Source organism: Mycoplasmopsis bovis PG45 (assembly GCF_000183385.1).
Lineage (GTDB): Bacteria > Bacillota_I > Bacilli_A > Mycoplasmatales > Metamycoplasmataceae > Mycoplasmopsis > Mycoplasmopsis bovis.
In genome coordinates this window covers 171,865-187,424 of sequence record NC_014760.1, presented here as the reverse complement: position 1 = coordinate 187,424, position 15,560 = coordinate 171,865, and the positions used below count along the sequence as shown (strand labels likewise).

General features: G+C 29.8%; 13 protein-coding genes. 4 read left to right on the top strand and 9 right to left on the bottom strand.

Annotated elements, in window-relative coordinates:
* Positions 1–14: 14 nt before the first annotated feature.
* Positions 15–1,043: an IS30-like element ISMbov1 family transposase gene (locus MBOVPG45_RS00810; RefSeq protein WP_078086175.1), complete on the bottom strand. Its 1,029-nt coding sequence runs from the start codon at positions 1,041–1,043 to the stop codon at positions 15–17.
* Between the two features lie 891 nt (positions 1,044–1,934).
* Here MBOVPG45_RS00810 and MBOVPG45_RS00805 point away from each other — a divergent pair.
* Together MBOVPG45_RS00805 and MBOVPG45_RS00800 are read left to right on the top strand one after the other, a co-directional pair.
* Positions 1,935–2,735, top strand: coding sequence for an alpha/beta fold hydrolase (locus tag MBOVPG45_RS00805; protein ID WP_013456249.1), 801 nt, complete (start codon positions 1,935–1,937; stop codon positions 2,733–2,735).
* A 407-nt stretch (positions 2,736–3,142) separates the two neighbouring features.
* Positions 3,143–4,132, top strand: coding sequence for a 2-hydroxyacid dehydrogenase (locus MBOVPG45_RS00800; protein WP_013456296.1), 990 nt, complete (start codon positions 3,143–3,145; stop codon positions 4,130–4,132).
* Between the two features lie 138 nt (positions 4,133–4,270).
* Here the strand turns inward: MBOVPG45_RS00800 and MBOVPG45_RS00795 are convergent, their stop codons facing one another.
* Positions 4,271–4,654 (bottom strand): TIGR04554 family membrane protein, encoded by a 384-nt coding sequence (locus MBOVPG45_RS00795; RefSeq protein WP_041309088.1) that lies wholly within the window; start codon positions 4,652–4,654, stop codon positions 4,271–4,273.
* Between the two features lie 158 nt (positions 4,655–4,812).
* Between MBOVPG45_RS00795 and trmFO the strand changes: the two genes are divergently transcribed.
* Positions 4,813–6,096 (top strand): methylenetetrahydrofolate--tRNA-(uracil(54)-C(5))-methyltransferase (FADH(2)-oxidizing) TrmFO, encoded by a 1,284-nt coding sequence (gene trmFO, locus MBOVPG45_RS00790; RefSeq protein ID WP_013455992.1) that lies wholly within the window; start codon positions 4,813–4,815, stop codon positions 6,094–6,096.
* Positions 6,097–6,176: 80 nt separating this feature from the next.
* Here the strand turns inward: trmFO and dnaK are convergent, their stop codons facing one another.
* Positions 6,177–7,955 (bottom strand): molecular chaperone DnaK, encoded by a 1,779-nt coding sequence (dnaK, locus tag MBOVPG45_RS00785; RefSeq protein WP_013456103.1) that lies wholly within the window; start codon positions 7,953–7,955, stop codon positions 6,177–6,179.
* A 251-nt stretch (positions 7,956–8,206) separates the two neighbouring features.
* Here dnaK and MBOVPG45_RS00780 point away from each other — a divergent pair, with 251 nt between their 5' ends.
* Positions 8,207–9,187 (top strand): MAG1450 family lipoprotein, encoded by a 981-nt coding sequence (locus MBOVPG45_RS00780; RefSeq protein WP_013456220.1) that lies wholly within the window; start codon positions 8,207–8,209, stop codon positions 9,185–9,187.
* Between the two features lie 67 nt (positions 9,188–9,254).
* Here MBOVPG45_RS00780 and pyk read toward each other — a convergent pair whose 3' ends face one another.
* The 6 genes from pyk to MBOVPG45_RS00750 all read right to left on the bottom strand — a co-directional run bounded on the left by pyk (position 9,255) and on the right by MBOVPG45_RS00750 (position 15,527).
* On the bottom strand, positions 9,255–10,691 hold the full coding sequence (gene pyk / locus MBOVPG45_RS00775; RefSeq protein WP_013456327.1) for a pyruvate kinase: 1,437 nt from the start codon (positions 10,689–10,691) through the stop codon (positions 9,255–9,257).
* Positions 10,692–10,828: 137 nt separating this feature from the next.
* A complete protein-coding gene (locus MBOVPG45_RS00770) occupies positions 10,829–12,331 on the bottom strand; it encodes an MAG1430 family protein (RefSeq protein WP_013456366.1) in 1,503 nt (500 codons plus the stop codon).
* Between the two features lie 27 nt (positions 12,332–12,358).
* Entirely contained in the window at positions 12,359–12,940 is a 582-nt protein-coding gene (gene yihA, locus MBOVPG45_RS00765) for a ribosome biogenesis GTP-binding protein YihA/YsxC (protein ID WP_013456473.1), read from the bottom strand.
* Positions 12,940–13,362: a pantetheine-phosphate adenylyltransferase gene (gene coaD, locus MBOVPG45_RS00760; RefSeq protein WP_013456618.1), complete on the bottom strand. Its 423-nt coding sequence runs from the start codon at positions 13,360–13,362 to the stop codon at positions 12,940–12,942. Before coaD ends, yihA begins: the two co-directional genes overlap by 1 nt.
* Before the next feature lie 11 nt (positions 13,363–13,373).
* Positions 13,374–14,567 carry an acetate/propionate family kinase gene (locus MBOVPG45_RS00755; RefSeq protein WP_013456186.1) on the bottom strand — a complete coding sequence of 398 codons (1,194 nt, stop codon included), beginning with the start codon at positions 14,565–14,567 and terminating at the stop codon, positions 13,374–13,376.
* Between the two features lie 3 nt (positions 14,568–14,570).
* The gene (locus MBOVPG45_RS00750; RefSeq protein WP_013455920.1) at positions 14,571–15,527 is read right to left on the bottom strand and encodes a phosphate acetyltransferase; all 957 of its coding nucleotides are present in this window, start codon (positions 15,525–15,527) and stop codon (positions 14,571–14,573) included.
* Positions 15,528–15,560 lie beyond the last annotated feature (33 nt).

Sequence of the window (15,560 nt, the reverse complement as noted above, 5' to 3'; positions counted from 1 at the left end):
GTTGATGTTAATTTTTATTGCATTTGCTTAGCGCATTTAAAGCCTGAGACACCTTTATAAATTCTTGGATGTGAATTTATAAAATCGGCTATTGGTTTTAGATCTTGACCAACATATTTATCTATAGATTTTCCCTTTGGAATGTATCTTCTTAAAAGCCTGTGAGCATTTTCAATGCTACCTTTTTCTGATGATGAATAAGGATGACAATGGAAAATTTCTTTGATTGATTCTATCTCTGGAAGTTTGTAATTTTCACTTCCATTATCAATAGTTAATGTGTCAATAACAAGATTATTGTCCTTAATCAATTTCTCCAAATTTTCTTTTATTGCTTTTGCATTTCTTCTAGAGAGCGCGCAATAAAACATTCTAGATTTTCTGTTGATTAATGTAAGAATGCAATAATTGTCAGATCTTAAACCAATTACAGTGTCCATTTCATAATCATTGTCATTTAACCTTAAATTAACTGATTCTGGACGTTCAGTAATAAGTTTGCCTATTGTCTTTTTCTTTGTCTCATGCTTTACTGTTGTTCTGCTTCCATATTTGCCGTTTGATTTATATGGAAGAATATCTAATTTTAGACCAAAAGCACTATGTTTAGCCAATATACGGTAAAAGTTTTGAACTGATGGAATATATGAATTTTGAAGTTTTCCCTGTGCTTCTAGTTCTCTTATGTATTTAAAAATAATGCTTGCCACAGACTGTTTAACAGCTTTACTATCTAAGTTAAAACTATTTCTATTCTTCAAATAAAAGTACAGTAACTGTTTGTAAAACTTAAAAATGTCAATGTATTTCATAAGCAATTTAGAATTGTTTTCTAATTTTTTTGAATCATGTCTTGTTTCAATTAAATTCAAAAATTTGAGAGCACTAATTACATATACTGTTTTGCCTTTTAAGTCCATACCACACAATTTACATTTCTTTTGATATTTAGCATAGCCACGCTTTGTTTCAATTGTAATTCTGTCAAATAAGTTATAAATTGATCTTGATTTAAACCCCACAATATTAGAAACAGTTTTCATATCATAGCCAGCAATTAGCCTTTCAAGAATTTCTTTAAGTCTCAACGGGCTAATGTTATTTTTATTGGTTTTGTGATTTGACTTGGTCAATATTTCATCTCAATTCGTTTCATCAATTACATAATGTACATAATTAAACTTGTACTTGCCGTGCACATTTAATTTCTTTTTAAGCAAGCATAGGTCAGTTGAATAACTAGTATTTTTGTCATTGCTAATCATATATAATGTAAAAGCCTTTCTTTTTTTAATTTAGATACTCAAATTTTAACAAAAGGCAACAAAAAGCGCCGCAAGTTAACTTGTGGTGCTTTTTGCTTTGTTAATGAATAAACAAAAAATAAATGCTGATTTTAGCTACTAAATTTATTTATCAGTCGTCAATAGAAATTTATATTAGCAAATAGAACTCCCCATCTTCATCAGCACAATATGCTGCTTTAAAATTATTTTGTAATATGTCTCTGCTGTAATTTCAGGCATAAACATATGGAGAGTTGTCGTTATGATAAGGTTTGCCATCATAGCATAAGTTTATTCACATCTTAAATGGCTTTTTACTACAGTTCATTGTTATTTATAACTTCAGCTGGTTTTATTGTTAACAGTTCAATCGAATTAATGTACTTAAAAGCAACACCTAAAGCACAACAATAGTGCTTTTTTATTTAAAGACTTCATATATTCGTGCTTCTTTAATTCTTAGTCTTTCATAAGTTTGCTCAGTATTTAAGTTGTGCGCTTTTATACTATTTTTGTTTATCGTTTTATTTGGATAGTATCATAAAGTCGAGTCTTTTGTAAGGTCAGCATATTTATATACAACAAACTCATCTCTGTCTAATATTAAAGAGTTAATTTTAAAAGTTTGCGGGTTGTATAATATTATTAATGTCTAAATCGGAAATTATTTATGACTATTCATATTACTTTAAAGACAATAATAGTGAGCAAAATATCATTTTTTGCCATGGTTTTAATTCAAAATATCCAGCACTAGAGTTCTTTTCTAGCCAGCATCAAAAATTTAATTATTATGCTCTGCAATTCCCAGGTTCTAACTTAACTAAGCCTGTTAAAAATCATAAAATTTCAGTGATTTATTATGCTAAATTATTGATAGAATTTATTACCAAAAATAATATTAAAAATATTACTCTTATAGGTAAATCAATGGGAGCGGCAACTGCTGTATTAGCCTATAAAACAAAGCCAGAGTTATTTAAAAGATTAATTTTAATAACACCAATCAATAAAACACAATTAAATTTAGAAGTATGAAAAGATAAAAAATATCTGCCTTCAAATTTTGAAGAATATCTAAATAACTTTATCCCTTTAATTTACTATAACTGAGAATCGTTACAAAACGATAGTAACTGAGTCTCTGCGGCTAAGTTAAAATTTAATACAAATTATTACAATAATGAGTGGGTTAAAACTCTCGACAAGGAATTAACAAGTAATAAAATTCACAATGAAATAGAGCAAGCATACTTGTTGGTAAAAATTCCGACTTTAATAGTCTTAGCTGATAGTGACAAGCTTATAGATTGTGAAATGAGTAAAATTTATTTTAATAAAATAATCCCCAATGCCAAAATAGAAGTAATAAAAGATTCTGCGCATATGGTGTATAAAGAAAAAAGTTATTTACTTAATAACATAATTGAAAAATTTATAAATGAATAAATGATAAAGTTATTGAGAAGTCAAACAAATCAAATTTAGTATTTATCTTATTTTGATATTTCAGAAAAGATATTTTTGCTTAGTTATTTAAAACATTTTATCTATGGAACAAATATGGCAAAATTGCTGACTTTTTCACATAATTAACATAATTTATTGAAAATATTGTTTCTTATAACTGTAATTTTATAATGCACTATTAACACTTCTACCATTATAAAACAGCCATATTCAATTATTTTGTGTTTTATTGATAATTATTTGTAAATCAAATTTTCTTTGCTTTATATAAGCCCTATAACACCCTGTAAATCAATAAAAGGTATAATTTAATTGATAAGAAATTATCAATTTGTCTATTTATTTTTGTTAGGAGCCATATTTGGTTCCTAACACCAGGGAGTTATATGAACGTTATATTTTTTGGCATTAAAGAAGTAGAATTTCCTATTTTTGAAAAAGTCAAAGAAAAATATAAAGACTTAAAACTTACAGCTGTTACTGAAGTTATTTCTAAAGAACGTATACACTTAGTTGATGGTATGGACTGTGTTGTTGTTAGAGAAAATGATGTTGTAAATCGTGAAATTTTAGAATTGCTTAAAGCAAAAGGAATCAACTATGTATTCACTAGAACAGCAGGCTTTGACCACATGGACTTAGCTGCAGGTCATGAATTAGGAATTAAAATGGCTCGTGTGCCATCATACTCACCAACAGCTATAGCTGAATTAGCATTCTCATATGCACACCAATTATCAAGAAGATCACTACACTTTGGCTACAAAGCACACAAAAAAGACTTTACAGTAGATGACTTTGGTTTTGCAAAAGAATTAAGATCAAGTACAGTACTTATTATGGGTACAGGTAAAATTGGTTATGAATCAGCTAAAATGTTTAAGAGCTTTGGTGCCAAAGTATTAGGTTATGACCTTATGCCTAATAAAGCATTATCAGATGTTATTGAATATGTTTCACTTGATGAGGGACTAAAACAAGCTGACATCGTGACCTTGCATATGCCATATATCAAGGGGCAAAATGACAAATTAGTTAATGCTGAACTGCTAAGCAAAATGAAAGATGGTGCTATCTTAGTTAATACTTCTAGAGGCCAAATTCAAGATGAAAAAGCAATTTTAGATGCAGTTAAGAGTGGCAAACTTGCTGGTGCTGCTATTGATGTTTTCAACAACGAAAAAGAATACTTATTTAAAACTTTTGACAAAATCGATGACCCTGTTATTGCTGAATTACTAGACCTATGACCACGTGTTATTATGTCTCCACATATTGGTTGATATACACAAGAAGCTGCAACAAATATGCTTGAAATTTCATTAGATAACTTAAAAGAATACGTTGAAACTGGTGATTGCAAAAACAAACTATAATTTGTTAAAGCAATTAATTTCCTAGCTTTTTGCTAGGAAATTTTAAAATTACTTAATAAAAACATTTTGGTGACATTTAAAAAAATAAAAAATGATCCTGTGGACCATCTATAAGATTAGGATCATTTAATATTATTGCTATTGTTGTTTTTTGAATTTAATAAATGCAACAATTGTTACTACTGCGGATAAAACGCCAAACACTAATCCTGAAGCTGCTGTTCCTTTAATCACAACTACTGGGTCGCTAGCTAGATCGCCTAAGCCTGGATTTACGTTTTTGCTAATAGCAACTGCTGCTAGTATTATTCCTAGTAAACCAAGTAAGTATCCTGCTGCAGGAAATGCAATATTCACCTTATTAGAAAATTTGTCTTTGAACTTTAATACTACAACTGTTAATAAGATAACACTTAGTAATGCTAATACTAAACCTACAGCACCTAAAGCTGTCATACCGTTGCCTGCAACAGTTGAAATGCTACTTCCACTTAAAACTGAAGAACCTAATGATTTTGACATTTATGTAATAAAATCTCCTATTAATAAATAACCTTAATTAGTATATACGATCGGTGTATATTTGGAATATTGTGAAAGTTTTTTGCACATTTTGTTGACTTTTAGGCCTATTTTATACTATTAATTGCGCACGGTGCGATATTTGTCAAGGAGCATAAATGAAAAAAATAAGAGTTATTGGGGCAGGAATTTCTGGCTCCGAAGTGTGTTATCAATTACTTAAACGTAATTATTTAGTTGAGCTATTTGAAGTAAAATCAATAAAAAAGAATGCTATTCAAACTAATGATTTATTTGCTAATCTAGCCTACTCTGACTCTTTTCACTCTAATGAAATAACTAGTGCCAAAGGGGTGCTAAAACAAGAAATGAGACTACTAGATTCATTTATAATCAAAGTTGCAGATTACGCTAGTGTTGCTACTGAACCATTATTAGTTGATAGGAATAAATTCCAAGAATATATTACTAATTATTTAAAGAGTCATAAAAACCTTAAAATAATAGAAAAAGAATATATAGAAATTGATGATTCAATTCCTACTATTATTGCAACAGGGCCGCTAAGTAGCCCTGCTTTAGAAAAAGAAATTAAAAAATTAGTTGGCGAATCTAACTTTAATTACTTTGATCAAGTTCAACCTATAATTTTTAAAAGCACTATAAATTGGGATTATGTACAAAAGAGCAATAATGATGATAAGTTATTTTATTGTTTCTTAAACAAAGCTGAATTTGAACATTTATATAGCCTAATCATTAATGCTGAGATCTTTATTTCACCTTTGCCTAATGAAATTGCATTAGTGCATAATCATGGCTTTAGTTCAATTGAAACTATTGCATATAAAGGCAAAAAAGAGCTAAAAAATCTTCTTTCAACAGATGAATTAATTGAAAGTAATGATTTTTATGCGGTAATTTCACTAAAACAAGATGAGTATAATGAAAATTTACTAAGGATTGTAAATTTTCAAACAAACATAAAAATTCCTTGGCAAAATGAAATTATAAAATCTATACCAGCACTAAGGAATTCATCAATATTAAGATATGGAGTCATGCATAAAAATGACTATATAAATTCTGCAAATGTATTAGATGATAATTTTAGTCTAAAATCTAAACCAAACATATTTTTTGTTGGCCAACTTACTGGGACTGATGGATATTTAGAAGCTAGTGCTAGTGCTATCATATGTGCCATTAATGTTGATAGATACTTAATGAATTTACCTAAGGCAATTCCTAATAACAAAACTGTTATTGGTAGTTTATGCAATTATGTATTAAAAGCCAATAAAGCAGATTTCCAACCTATGGAAGCCAACTGAGGATTAGTAGAAGACATACATTTAGTTCCGTACAATAACGAAGGCAAAAAGAAACTTTCTGATAGAGCATTATTTGAAATAAAAGAGTTTATTAAGCAAAATTTATAGTAATGATGAATTTGCTATATATGCTGTTTTATAGCATTATTAGAAAAATAGCACTTTTACTGTGCTATTTTTTGACTTTCTTATTCGAATGTTTCTTCATCACTATTTGATGAATCGTCTTTATTGGCGCTTGCTGCAGCACTTTTAGCCATATTGTATGCAGCATTTAATTCATCAATTTTCTTTTTAAGTTGTTCAACATCTTTGTTGTTGATTAATTCTTTAACTTCTTTTATGTACTCAGCAATTTTTGTTTTTTCTTCTTCAGGAATCACAATGTTGCCTTCGTTCATTTCTTTTTCTAAACTATTAACAAGGTTTTCAGCTTGAATAATTGTGCTAATTTCTTCAGCTCTTTTAGCATCAGCCTCACGGTTTTTTTCAGCATCTTTAATCATTTCTTCAATTTCAGCATCGCTAAGTTTAGATGAGTTTTTGATTGTAATAGATTGCTCTTTATTAGTGTCTTTGTCCTTAGCTAAAACAGTTGTGATTCCATTTGCATCTATTTTAAAGCTTACTTCGATTTGTGGAACACCTCTAGGCGCTATACGAATACCGCCAAGGTTAAATTGACCAAGTAATTTGTTTTCGCTAGCTAATGGTCTTTCACCTTGAACTATTCTTATAGTAACTTCGCTTTGATTATCTTCAAATGTTGTAAATACTTCACTTTTAGTAATAGGAATACGTGTGTTTCTAGGAATTAATGGTGTTGCGATTCCACCAGCAGTTTCGATGCCTAATGTTAAAGGAGTAACATCTACTAATAAAACATCATCAATTTCACCGGCTAATACAGCCCCTTGAATAGCAGCACCCATAGCTACAACTTCATCTGGGTTAACTGAACGGTTAGCTTTTCTATTTAAAATTGTTTCTACTAATTGTTGAACAGCAGGTATTCTAGTTGAACCACCAACTAAGATAACATCATCTAAGTCTGAAATCTTAATCTTAGCATCGGCTAAGGCAGTTTCAATTGGTTTTCTGCAACGCTCAACTAAGTGTGATGTCATTTCCTCAAATTGACTTCTTCTTAAGGTCGCTTCAACACTAATAGGTTCAGAACCTTGTTGCATAACTAAAAATGGAAGCATAATAGTAGCTTGTTGAGAACTAGATAAGTCAATTTTTGCTTTTTCAGCAGCTGCCTTTAAACGAGCCATTGCCATTTTATTGTTGGTAACGTCTGTTTTATAGTCTTTTTTGATTAAATCAATTAATCATTTTACAATTTCATTGTCCCAGTCATCGCCACCAAGTCTGTTATCGCCTGATGTTGATAAAACTTCAAATGTACCTTCTGCTAATTCTAGAATTGAAACGTCAAATGTTCCACCACCAAGGTCAAATACTAGAATTTTTTGTTCTTTTTTAACTTTATCTAATCCAAAAGCTAAAGCGGCAGCTGTAGGTTCGTTAATAATACGTAACACTTCTAAACCTGCAATTTTACCTGCTATTTTTGTGGCTTCACGTTGCGCATTATCAAAATATGCAGGAACAGTAATAACTGCTTTTTGAACCTTGTGACCGATTTTTTCTTCAGCATATTTTTTAAGATGTTCTAGGATCATTGCCGAAATTTCTTCAGGCTTGTAATCTTTATTATTTACATTTACAGTTTTGCTAGTACCCATCAATCTTTTAATAGATGCTACAGTATCTGGATTAGTTTCAATTTGGTTCTTAGCATTGTCACCCACTATTATTTCGCCATCTTTAAAACTTACAACAGATGGAGTTGTTCTTTTACCATTTAGATTTTCTAGAACAACTGGTGTTCCGTTATCAACTATTGAAACAACAGAGTTTGTAGTACCTAGGTCAATACCAATAATAACTTCTTTTGCCATATTAAAGTCCTTTCAATGCGTATAATACATTCATAACATAATTATTTTAGCATACAATTTAGCACTCTAACTCTTTTTTTGCTAAATTTTTATAAGAATTTATAAAATTTGTGCAATTAATATAATAAATTTAGATTAATTCATATCAATTTATAGTAGTTTTATTTTCAAGATAACTGAATTATTTCCTTTTTTGAATTAATAAAGCATTGTTTTTTATAATTTTTATATTAATAGATATAGAGGTTAATATGAAAAAAATTAGTTTAATTCCAATAGGAAGTGGCTTAGCTTCTATTGTATTCCTTCCGCTTTTAGCGGCTAAGTGCGTAGATACTAATAGTCAAAGCAAAGAAAATACTAAGCAATCTCTTCACTCTGCTATTAAGACAACTGAATTAGGAGAATTGCCTAGAAAAGATTTAGATAGCATTAAAAGTGCACTAAGTGTTAAAAATCCTAATCTAAAAATTGACGAATTAGCCTTTAAAATAGATGAGAAGGAAAATAAAGTTATTGTAAAAGCTAATGAAAATAGCGCGCTATATACTGGAGAAATAGTTATTAATTATAGTATTAAGTCGCAAAATGAAATAGCTCCTGGATTAGACAATAAAACATATTTTGAATCAAAACTAAAAGAGCTAACAGAAAAAATAAGCAATACAAAAAAAGATGTTCAGTCAACTGTTGATATTAATTCCGGCGCCAAAATAAACAAAGAAAATTTCAATATGGTTTATCATAATGTAATTATGAAGATGGAAGAATATAGCAAAGAAATTAGTAATTTAGAAAAAAGTTTGGAAATTTTTGATGAAAAAGTTAGACGAGATCTTTCAAATTTATTATTGAAATTAAGCAATATGTATAGAGACACGAAGCTTGAAATCGAAAATATTGTTGAAAAATCTGAAAATCCAAACCATTCTAATACACCTGTGCGTCCGCCAGTTTTTGATTCTGACACACTTGATGCTCAAACAGCATGAAATGCTTTACAAGCTTTATGAGATATTATAAAAAATTATTTCTATAAAGGGCAAACCTATGAAGATGTTATTGAATTTATTAAAAATCATGATTATTACAAAAAGTTTGCATCCTTTATTTCATTATCGCCACAAAGTCACAAAAATGAACATCCTGAATCGGGGAAAAGGATGACAATAATTGTTAAAGACAGCGATAATTCAATCCCATTTAACGCTAATTTTGGCACAGTAAAATAGAAAAACATAAAGAAAAAAGCAAACAGCGCTGTTTGCTTTTTTATGTCTGTTTTATAGAATTATAAGGCTAATTATATTGTTTTTCAACAATGCTTTCGTTTTCAACAACAATAATTCTGTCGCCTTTATTTATTCCATAAGGCTTTAATATTTCTAGTGCTTTATCGCTGTTTTCTTTAATTAGGTCAAAATATTTAACTGAATCTAATGAAGTTCAAACACTAGAAGTTATACCAAACTCACCGATCATGTTTGCGTCCTTTAATATACCTATAATTATTGTGTTCGGTCTAAATTTTGCTACTTCTTTTAGTAATTCTCCTGTCCTAGATAAAACAACTGCGAATTTGTAGTCTCCATAACGGGTTCTATTAGCTACTTCATATGCAATTCTAGAACGTTTGTTCTCTCTTAAGTTCGATTTTCTTCTTACTTCTTCTAATTGCACATCATAGTAAGTATTGTCATAAAATTCATTTTCAGCTCTTTTATTAATATTAGACATTGTGATAACAGCTTCTAAAGGATGAGCACCAGATGCTGTTTCTCCTGAGAGCATTGTTGCATCTGATCCTAATTCAATTGCATAATAAACATCAGTAACTTCAGCTCTAGTAGGATGCGGATTAGTTTCCATTGAATCAAGCATTTGAGTAGCAATAATAACTGGCTTGCCAGCTTCACGGCACTTACGAATCATTAGCTTTTCAAAGTATGGGACATCATAATAAGGTATTTCTAGCCCTAAATCTCCTCTAGCTACCATAATACCATCTGAAGCTGCAATAATTTCGTCAATATTATCAATTCCTAAATGGCTTTCTATTTTAGAAATTATTTGTATATGTTTAGCATTATTATCATGCAACAACTTTCTTAAGTCATGAACATTCTTAGCTGAATTAACAAATGAAGCAGCTATATAATTAACACCTTGAGAAATACCAAATTTAACATCATTAATGTCTTTTTCAGATAAAAATGGTAAACTAAAATCAACGCCAGGAAGATTAATTCTCTTGTTAGTTTTTAAATTATGTGAATTAAGTGTTTTGACAAAAACAATTCCTTTAGAAACCTTAGTTACAACAGCAGAAAGCTTGCCATCATCAAAAAGAACAAAATCACCGTCTTTTAAATCTTTTGACATATCATATGAGACCGATAGCTCTTTTGCATCACCTTCTAATTCTTTGTATTTGCTTTCTGTTGTGTGAATTTTTATTTCGCTATTTGCTGGAATAAATTGAGCTCCGCCTTTTATTTTGCCAACTCTTATTTCTGGGCCTTTAGTGTCAAGAATTAATGACACTGGCAAATGCATATCCTCGGATATTTTTTTAGCTATTTTAAATTTATTTAAATGTTCTTCATGGCTTCCGTGACTAAAGTTAACTCTAATACATGTAGCTCCTGCCTCTATTAAAGAACGCATAGTATTATAGTTATCACTAGATGGGCCAATAGTAGCAACTAATTTACTTCTTTTATCTGTTAAATTCATAATTTATTCCTTTATTAATATAACTATAGTTATATTTATATCTATTTTAATTTTACTTGCATTTGCAATTTGTTTTTTTATTTTTGTTTATTTTCCTATTGAATTTTTATCAAATATAAAAAAGCACGTTTGTGCTTTTATTGTGATGTTGATGATGTTGATGATGTAGAAGGTGAACTTTTCTTTAATCCCGTTAGATTAATTGTACCAATTATGCTTTCAGTATAACCGTTTTCCAATTTTGCAGTTATCTTAACTGCAATAATTGCCTCGCCTTTAGAATCATCTAAATTAACAAATGGCACTGTTTCATCAGTCTTATTGTCTTTTTTAAAATATTGTTTAAGATCGCTAATTTCTTTGATTACTCCATCATTCTCACTTATTTTATGATATGAAACAGTGTATTCATTAGATAAAAACTTGTTTTTTATTTCTTGATTAGCTGAATCTTTTCATAATAAATCAATTAATTCAATGTAGCCATTTGTTGTATTATGATAACTATCATTTGGCGCTGAAGATGAAGTGTTGTACTTTAAGCTAGAAGGAATAATATCTTTCAATGACTTATTATCGCCCTTTAAGTCTTTAATTCCTATTTGTTTAAGTGCTTCAGTAAGCTCAGAATGTTTAACCTGCAGTTTAGCTGTAAATTCTTTTGAAATATCAACTTTTTTAGCATTATTTAGCTGGCCTTCATCGCTAAATTGAGCGTTTGGAACATATGTGAATAGACTATAATGAACGTTATATTCGTTATTGTTAGACTTAGTTATATAAATTGGCTTTTTACTATCAATGCTAAAGTTTAGTGCATTAGCATTATCAATGCTTTTGACTGTATGATTATAATCTAATAAATCTGAAAATATTTTATGTGCTTTTTCGATTGATTCAGCCGAATCTTGCTTTTTCATAGGTAATTTAGAAAAATCATTGCCTGTGCTGTCTAAAATAGTTTCAAATGAAGCAATTTCTTTTTTTAGTAATTTATTTTTTAGTTTCGAACTAACTCTAAAACCATGTTTGTAATCTGAATAATTTTTTAGTAATTCATCTTGATTTTTTGAAGTATCAACCTTTTTAAAACCACTGATTTGATAATCCACTCATTTTCAGTTGGCTTTTCTTTTTGCATACTCTTCTGAATTGGAAACTAAAGAAGCATTTTTTGAAGGTTTTTTCTCAAAGTAAACCCTAAGATATAATGTTCCATCATAATCATCAGCATAAGAGTGATAGTAGATAAAATGATCTTTTGTTAAGTCTTCTAATGTATAGTTGACCTCTTTGCTAAAAAGAAGAAATGGAGTTTTGTTTTTACTAAATATTTTAGTTTCTAATGCCTTTCAGTACTCTTTATCAGTTTTTAAAGTTGGCTCTTCATTATCTTTTTTAGAATAACCAAAAAATGATATATAAGCAAACTCACTAGCATATCTAGATGAAATATCAAAATCCTTATGATTTGGATTAATCTTAAATTCAAGCTTCCTTGCTCTGTTTAAAACTGCTTCTGTCTCATTAGAATTAGCTTTTTTAAGATAATGAAATGTTAGTGCTGTGCCAATTACAGCTCCAGTAGCAATTCCAAAGCCTATTGATCCTAAAATAACTTTCTTTTTAAATTTCTCCATATTTGCCTCTCTTGCAAATGTATTGTATTAATCGAAAATATTATTTTCAATAAAATCTACTAACTCGTTTATGCCAATTTTATTTGTGCTTGAAACTAAAAATGAGTGTGTAGTATCATCTAACAATTTAGAACTTAAATATTCATTGTGCTTTTTAACTAAAGCAGATTTTTCTCTCTGGTTTAATTTATCAATCTTGGTATAAATCAGATGAATTGGTAAATTTATTGACCTTAAAAAACTTATTTTTTCCGCATCAATTTTGGTTATTCCAGTGCGTGAGTCAATTAATAAAAAAACTGTTTTAGGATTTTTATCTTGACTTAAAAAAGCGTTAATTCAGTTATTCATTTCTACTATTTTTTCTTTAGATAACTGAGCATAACCATAACCAGGTAAATCAACTATAAAGCGATCTTCTTCTTGAAAATAATTAATAAATTGTGTTCTGCCAGGTTGCTTAGAAACATATGATATTTTTTGATTAACTAATGCATTAAGTAAAGAGCTCTTGCCAACATTTGAACGGCCTCAAAAACATATTTGTTTGCAATCATCACATTGTATTCATGTCTCTTTTTTTAAGGCAGATTTAACAAATTTTCACATTATTTTCCTAACTTTTGCTTGTGTCTTATAACTGTTGAAGAATACTCAATCATATTATAATCAGGCATTATCAAAATAGTTTCTAAGTCATTATTAATGCTGTTGTGTCCAGCCGCTAGAGTTAGCTCATATTTAAAATCTGTGTCATTTCTAGCAGAACGGATTAAAAAATTAGCTCCTAGTTTTTTTGCCATTTCAGCAATTAATTCATTTTTATTAATCAAAACATCAACATTTTTAAAGTCTTTTAGCTTCATTTTTGCTTCAGCAAATCTTGTATCAATATCATTGATTCTTTCTTTATCGGGATTAACCGAAACTATAACAAAAAGCTTGTCAAAAATTTTCAAAGCTTTTTTGACAATTGCAATATGCCCTTCATGAAGTGGGTCAAATGAACCAGGATAAATTGCTGCTTTCATAAAATATATAATTATTTATATAACTCAATTGCGTGTTTTGCAATTAATAATTCTTCGTTTGTTCTTATAACATAAACTTTAACATCTGAATCTGGAGTTGAGATTAATTCGTATTCTCCAATTTTGCCAAAGTTCTTTTCTTTGTCCAATTTAATATTGGCAAAGTGTAAGCTGTTAATAACTTGTTCTCTTAATTCAGGTGTGTTTTCACCAACGCCAGCTGTGAAAACTAATGCATCGATCTTGTTTTCTAATTTATTTGCATAGTTTGCAACAAAGTCGACTATTTTTTGGCAGTATAGGTCAAATGCAAATTGTGCTCTTTGATCTTTTTTCTCCATTGCTGCTAGTATGTCTCTAAGGTCATTTGAGATTCCTGAAACACCTAACATACCTGATTTTTTATTTAAGATGTCAGTAAACTCATCAATTGAAAGATTCATATTTTTCATAACAAATTGATGAATAGAAGGGTCGATATCGCCTGAACGCGAACCCATCATAATTCCTGCTAATGGTGTAAGTCCCATTGTTGTATCAATTGACTTGCTGTCTTTAATAGCACATAATGATGCACCATTACCAATGTGAAGGTTGATGATGTTTACTTTGTCTTTGTTCAATAACTCTTGCACTTTAAGTGTTATGTATTCATGACTAATACCATGAGCACCATAACGTTTAATTTTAAGTTTTTCGTTTATTTCATATGGAATTGGATATGTTGAATATAAAGCTGGAATACTTGTGTGAAATGCTGTATCAAAATCAGCTGAAAGTTTTGCATGTGGCATAACTTTTTTAAATGCCCTAATAGCTTGTAGTGCGCCTGGGTTGTGTAATGGAGCATACATTTTTACTTCATCAATTAATTCTATTTCCTTTTCACCTAATTTTACAGAACTATTGAAATATTCGCCACCTTGGACAACTCTAAAGCCAATTAGTTCAATTTCCTTAGGATCTGAAATAATTTTGTTTTCTTCAAAGATTTCTAAAATGTGCTCAACAGCTTTAGCATGGTCTTCTAATTTAACACTTCTTTCAAATTTTTGGCCATTGAATTTAATAGCAATATTTCCATTTCCGCCTTCGCCAATTCTTTCAGCTAGCCCACTAGCAATGACATTTAATTTTTCTTTATCTAATAATTGAAGTTTAATTGAACTACTTCCTGCGTTAATAACTAAAACTTTATTACTCATACACTACTCCTTATCGTTTGCTTGAATTGCAGTAATTAATACAGTATTGACAACGTCATCAGTCAAGCTTCCTCTAGATAGGTCATTAACTGGCTTTTTAACACCAGTAATAATAGGGCCAATAGCACCAAAACCACCAAATCTTTGAGCTATTTTATAGCCAATATTCCCTGCACCTAAGTCTGGGAATACTAAAACATTAGCTTCGCCAGTAAATGTTTCGCCTTTGTATTTGCTTTTTCTAACGCCTTCATTAACTGCGGCATCTAATTGCACTTCGCCAATAGCTTTTGTGCCTTGATATACCTTATTAAATTCAACTGTCGCATCAGCTACTAATTTTGTTTCTGGTGTTACAGCCGAGCCACTAGTTGAAAAGCTTAGGAATGCTACTTTAGGTTCTTCAATAAATGCTTTTGCAAATTCAGCAGCATTAGTTGCTATATCAACTAAACCAGTTAAATCAGGTTTTGGATTTACTGAAATGTCACTGAAGAAGTAAAGCTTTTCTTCTTTGTGCATAATCATAACTGATGAAATTGTTTTAATTCCTGGTTTAGGACCAATTGCTTTAAAAGCAGCTCTTAAGATATCAGCTGTCGAATAATTTAGTCCCCCAACAACACCATCAACTTCGCCTGTTGCTAAAAGCATCATTGCATAAAAAGGACGTGTACTAAGTACCTTTCTTGCTGCTTCAATGTCTTCTTTTCCTTTACGCAATTCAACATACTTTTGAGCCAATAACTCTAATTTATTGGCATCCTTGTTCATATTAACTACATTAGCTCTAGTATCAATTTTGTGATCATTTTCAACTAAAAGTGTAATTTCTAAGTTATTAAATTCTGCTAATTTATTAGCTGCTTCAATACTTCTTTGGTCACTACCATCAATAAGTAATATTTTTGTTTTTGGAAGTGTATTAACAATGCCTTTTAGGCGTTTTTCAAAATCCATATAAATGCTCCTTGGAAATAATTAATTATTATT